Source organism: Nostoc sp. CHAB 5715 (assembly GCF_020829685.1).
GTDB lineage: Bacteria > Cyanobacteriota > Cyanobacteriia > Cyanobacteriales > Nostocaceae > Nostoc.
Genome location: NZ_JAIVFR010000564.1, coordinates 1 through 5,042, shown reverse-complemented (window position 1 = coordinate 5,042; position 5,042 = coordinate 1). Strand labels below are relative to the sequence as shown.

Here is a 5,042-nt window from a genome sequence, read left to right as displayed (position 1 = left end):
TATCGTTCTGCCAAAGGCAAAGCCACATCATCCAACATCCAACGGCCGTGACGTTCATCTTCCCTGATGTGCAGTTCCCAATAACCCATCGCCGCCTCTGACAGTCCCAATCGTTGCGCCGCACGCCATCTAACCCCCGTAGCGATAAATTCCACTGTAAGGTTTCCGAAGTAACTCGGTCTAATAACAGTTCAATTTGGCGAGGGGATTGGAGAGACAGACTTTTAATATCTAAGGCTGTCCTCAGGAGCGATCGCACTGGATTATCGCCTAGTAATTGCCGACGAAACAAGTCTGTAATTAATGGTTTTACTTCATCAAAAAAGTTAAGCTCCGGGTTGAATGTCCGCGCTACACCCTCTAAATTCGCTAGGGTTTTGGCATACAAACCCATATTACTAGGTAATCTAATTTTATTGTTGCGGGCAACTTGTAAAACTTCATAAATTATCTGACTGAAGTTTATTTCCGTGAGGCTGACATTGTGATACTTTCGCAACATGCGATCGTAATCATTTTCTAACCGCGATAAAATTACTGGTTGAGCAGAATCTGATAGCTGCAAGGTTAACTGAGCGCATCTTTGAGCATCTAAATCAACGATCGCTAACAACATCTCTGTTAATATCTGCTGTGTGCGGGGATCAAGTCTTCCCACCATGCCACAGTCTAAGAGGGCAACACGACCATCTTTGAGATAAAACAAGTTTCCTGGATGCGGATCGGCGTGAAAAAAGCCATCAATATATAGTTGCTGAAAAAATACTCGAAATAACAAAGTGGTTATTTCTTTACGCTCTACAGCAGGGTCTTTACCATTAGTGTTGCTGTTCAAATCCGCCGACAAAAACGGCACACCATCCAGCCATTCCATCACCAGTAATTTTGCTGTGGTCAATTCCCAGTTAATTTCCGCAACCACTATTTGTGTGGGATCATACCAGCGACTTTTAGATAAGTTGCGCCGCAGTTGGTCTGTAAAACCCGCTTCCCGTGTAAAATCTAACTCGGCTTCTAAAGCTTTAGTGAATTCTTCCGCGATGGATTTGATTTCATAGGTTTGCCCAAACTCAGTCCGCGCCACTAAATCGGCAATACCTTGAATTAAAGCAATATCTTGGGCAATAGTCAGATCAATTCCCGGACGTTGCACTTTCAGAGCAACTTCTCGACCGTCTGCTAATGTAGCGCGATGTGTCTGAGCAATTGACCCCGCCGCTACTGGAATCGGGTTAACTGTGCTGAAGGTTTCTGCTAGTGGAAGTTTTAATTCTTTACGGAGGATTATTTCTATCTCTGACCAAGGAACAGGCGGTACTTCGTCTTGTAGAGTTGATAGTTCCTCAATATAGGCGGCGCTCAATAAATCGGGACGGGTAGAAAGTAGCTGACCAAGTTTAACATAAACTGGCCCCAAGTCTACCAGGATATTTTTTAAAACCGCAGGTGTAGGTAACTGTGGTTCATCAGCTTTGCCACCAGTAAGTAACCTTCGCATATAGTCCCAGCCATTGCGAAGGAATACTTCAAGAATTTCTCGTTGACGGGGAACAGTTTGGGTGAGGAACATTTTTGAGAGTGGGGAGTGGGGAGTGGGGAGTGGGGAATGGAGAATGGGGAATGGGGAATGGGGAATGGAGAATGGGGAATGGGGAATGGGGAATGGGGAATGGGGGAGCAGGGGGAGATGAACTATTGATTATTGATTATTGACCAATGCCCCATGCCCAATGCCCAATGCCCAATGCCCCATGCTCAATGCCCCATTCCCAAAGTCAAGTTATAATTGGAAAATAGGCTTTTTCGCCTCTACCAAGGGTTTTAACTTTTATAGCAGGTCGGTAAATCGGGAATCGCTTTGGAGAATTTTGAGGATCTGCTTGATTTCCTGGGTACGTTCTTTTTTAACAACGAGGGTGACATTGCGATCGCGCACAATCACCACGTCCTCTAAACCAATTGTAACAACTACATCCTCTGGATTTGAGGCGTAAATAATCGCCCCCTGCGTATCTAGCCCTACGTGGGTAGCCAGTTCCACATTGGGAGTCTCTTCTGTTTTGAGTAAGCGTTCGATCGCATTCCAATCTCCTAAATCATCCCAACCAAAATCAACTGGCAAAACGTATGCTAGAGTTGTCTTTTCCATTAGCGCATAGTCTATACTCTTCTTAGGCAACTGGGGATAAATATCAGGGCCATGTTGTTCTAAAGGTTCGATAATTTCTGGCGCATGGGTATGTAGTTCCTTGAGAACAACTCCTGCCCGAAAAACGAACATGCCACTATTCCAGCTAAAGCGTCCCGTAGATAAAAAAGTTTCTGCTGTTTCACGGTTGGGCTTTTCAGTAAAGCGGTTGACGTGATAAGCTGGCAACTCATTAAAGCTACCTATTTTTTCACCTTGTTCAATGTAACCGTAACCGGTTGATGGAAAAGTAGGCTTGATCCCCAGTGTAACGATCGCTGCTGTGCTTGCTGCCAGTTGCGTAGCCGCGCTTAATGTGTGTGCAAACGCCTCTTGGTTAGCGATCCAGTGGTCAGCAGGGAAAAAGCCAATCACAGCGTCTTCTCCATAGCGCTGTTTGATTTCTAAACTTGTCCAAGCAACGGCTGCGGCAGTGTCTCTTCCTTCTGACTCAATCAGTAAGTTTTCAACTGGTAGATCAGGTAATTGTTGGCGTACCCCTTCAGCTATCTGACTAGAAGTTATAACCCACAGGGAATCCCAACTTCCTCCGAGTGCTAACAAGCGATCGGCGGTTGCTTGTAATAAACTTCTAGAGCTACCATCAAGACTTAAAAATTGCTTGGGTCGGTCTTTACGGCTCAGGGGCCAAAAACGTTCACCTTTACCACCAGCAAGGATTACGGGGAACAATAAAGTATTCATATTGTCATACAGGCCTACTGAAGAACATTACAAGTTTACAGTGAGCTTTTCCACTGGCAATATTTGTAGCTTGCATTAACATACTTTTAGGGAGTGGTTGAGTGGGGAGATAATTGTGATAAAACAAGTCGAATGGTCGGAAAATCCGCTTGGATCTCAGCAAGTTGCAGAATTTGAAACTGAGGTGCGATCGCAGCAACTTCAACGAACAGAAAATCAAGTAACACCTGCACCAGTAGCCGATTCAGAGGAGGAGGTAGAACTAAACCCCCCAGCGAATCCCAACCGTAGCGTCGTCGAATCAGTGGGTGCAATTCCCAATCAGCTTTACGAGAGACTGGGCTTAACCATGCCTCGATGGCTGTTGTGGATCATGACGGTTGTCATCGGCATCATCTTATCTGGTTTACTGGTATCAACGTTAGCGCTGTGGACTCCGTTGTGGAGCAATCTAGATCGAACAGATGAGGATTTAGGTACTGCTAAAGACGAGGTAAAAATACCACTACCAGGGGAGTTATGGAGCAAACTTTCCCAGTACAAGCTTTCACGACCGATGAATATTTTAATTATGGGGATTGAACCAGTTAGCGGTACCGTTGATGGTTCACCAGAAAGCTTTGCTGGGAAAAGCGACACCATGCTGCTGGTACGCCTCAACCCTAGTGAAAATGAAAAATCTGTACGGGTGCTTTCGATTCCCAGAGATACGATGATTGCCATCCCCGAAAAGGGAGAAAAGGGATTAACTAAGGTATCTGATGCCAATGCCCAAGGCGGCCCAGTCTTGGCAGCACGGGTAGTTAGCCGTACCTTAAACAATGCCCCAATCGATCGCTACATCCGTATCTCTACTAGCGGCTTACGGCAGTTAGTCGATCAGTTAGGCGGAGTAGAAGTCTTTGTTCCCCAATCAATGGAATATAAAGACTCCAGCAGTCGCCTGTCGATTAATTTAGTCAGTGGCTGGCAAACCCTCAACGGCGAACAAGCAGAACAGTTTGCCCGATTCCGCGAACCAGGTTTGGGAGATTTACCAAGAGTGCAGCGTCAGCAAGCACTAACAGCAGCCCTGCTGCAACGCTTAAATAGTCCTACCGTCTTACCCAGGTTGCCTCAATTAACTCGTTTGATGCGAAAATACTTTGATACCAACCTGAAGATGGAAGAAATGATGGCGTTGGTGAATTTCGGCCTAAACTTAGATCGAGATAATTTCCAAATGACCGTGTTGCCTGGTACGTTTAGCCGTTTTAGCAAAGACCCTGATAGCTATTGGCTAAATATGACTGGACAACAAAGCCTGTTGAATGATTATGTTGGGGTAAATGTACCTGGTCTAAAACCAGATATGCGTCAGGTTCCTAACCTCAAAATTGCTATTCAAAATGCTTCCAATCAACCTCAGCTAACTGAAAAAGTTATTGCTTATCTGAAACAGAAAGGCTTTACTAATATTTACAAAGTACCTGATTGGCCAGATACCCAACGTCAAACTCAGATTGTTGTCCAAAAAGGCAACCGACGAGTTGGTGTTGATTTGCAAAAAGTCTTAGGCTTGGGTCAAATTGAGGTAGCGGCGATTGGTGATTTAGAATCTGATCTCACAATTCGGATTGGTAAAGATTGGAAATAGGCAAGAGTCATTAGTCATTAGTCATTAGTCATTAGTTAAATGACAAAGGACTAATGACAAAGGACTGCTGATAAATAATAAAGTTATGAAAAAGATTTTACTGCGCTTTTTTGGTTTGATTGTGATTTTGATACTCGCATTTTTCTGGTTAATACTTAATCCCAAACCGGCTTTTGCTCAAATAAATACAATCAACTACAACAATATAAATTTAGAAAATCGTGACTTTTCTCATGTTGATTTGGCAGGTGTGACTTTTGTTGCAGCAGAAATGCGGGGAACAAATTTTCAAGGAGCGAATTTAACCAACGCAATTCTCACTAAAGGAGTTTTGTTAAAAGCAAATTTGGAAGGTGCAAATCTGACAGGCGCTTTAGTTGATCGTGTCACTATTGAAAGAGAGTTGGGAAGAGGACGCTTTGGCATTACTTAGTTTGGTCAAAAATCAGAATGGCGATCGCCAAGTCATTAAAACCTTAAATGATGACTTGCTAACGTCTCTAAGCCAGCCAG

General features: G+C 44.1%; 3 protein-coding genes and 2 pseudogenes. 2 read left to right on the top strand and 3 right to left on the bottom strand.

Annotated elements, in window-relative coordinates; genetic code table 11:
- The 3 genes and pseudogenes from LC574_RS26155 to LC574_RS26145 form a co-directional block, all read right to left on the bottom strand.
- Positions 1-89 (bottom strand): hypothetical protein (locus LC574_RS26155; protein ID WP_229456445.1); only part of this gene is annotated, 89 nt, incomplete at its 3' end.
- A 26-nt stretch (positions 90-115) separates the two neighbouring features.
- Positions 116-1,570 (bottom strand): annotated as a pseudogene (locus LC574_RS26150) (ABC1 kinase family protein); the annotation flags it as partial.
- A gap of 258 nt (positions 1,571-1,828) precedes the next feature.
- A complete protein-coding gene (locus tag LC574_RS26145; protein ID WP_229456444.1) occupies positions 1,829-2,893 on the bottom strand; it encodes a mannose-1-phosphate guanylyltransferase in 1,065 nt (354 codons plus the stop codon).
- Positions 2,894-3,008: 115 nt separating this feature from the next.
- On the opposite strand from LC574_RS26145, the gene LC574_RS26140 reads away from it, so the two are divergent.
- Entirely contained in the window at positions 3,009-4,529 is a 1,521-nt protein-coding gene (locus LC574_RS26140) for an LCP family protein (RefSeq protein ID WP_229456443.1), read from the top strand.
- Between the two features lie 85 nt (positions 4,530-4,614).
- Positions 4,615-4,926: pseudogene (locus tag LC574_RS26135) on the top strand (pentapeptide repeat-containing protein); the annotation flags it as partial.
- Between the last annotated feature and the right edge of the window lie 116 nt (positions 4,927-5,042).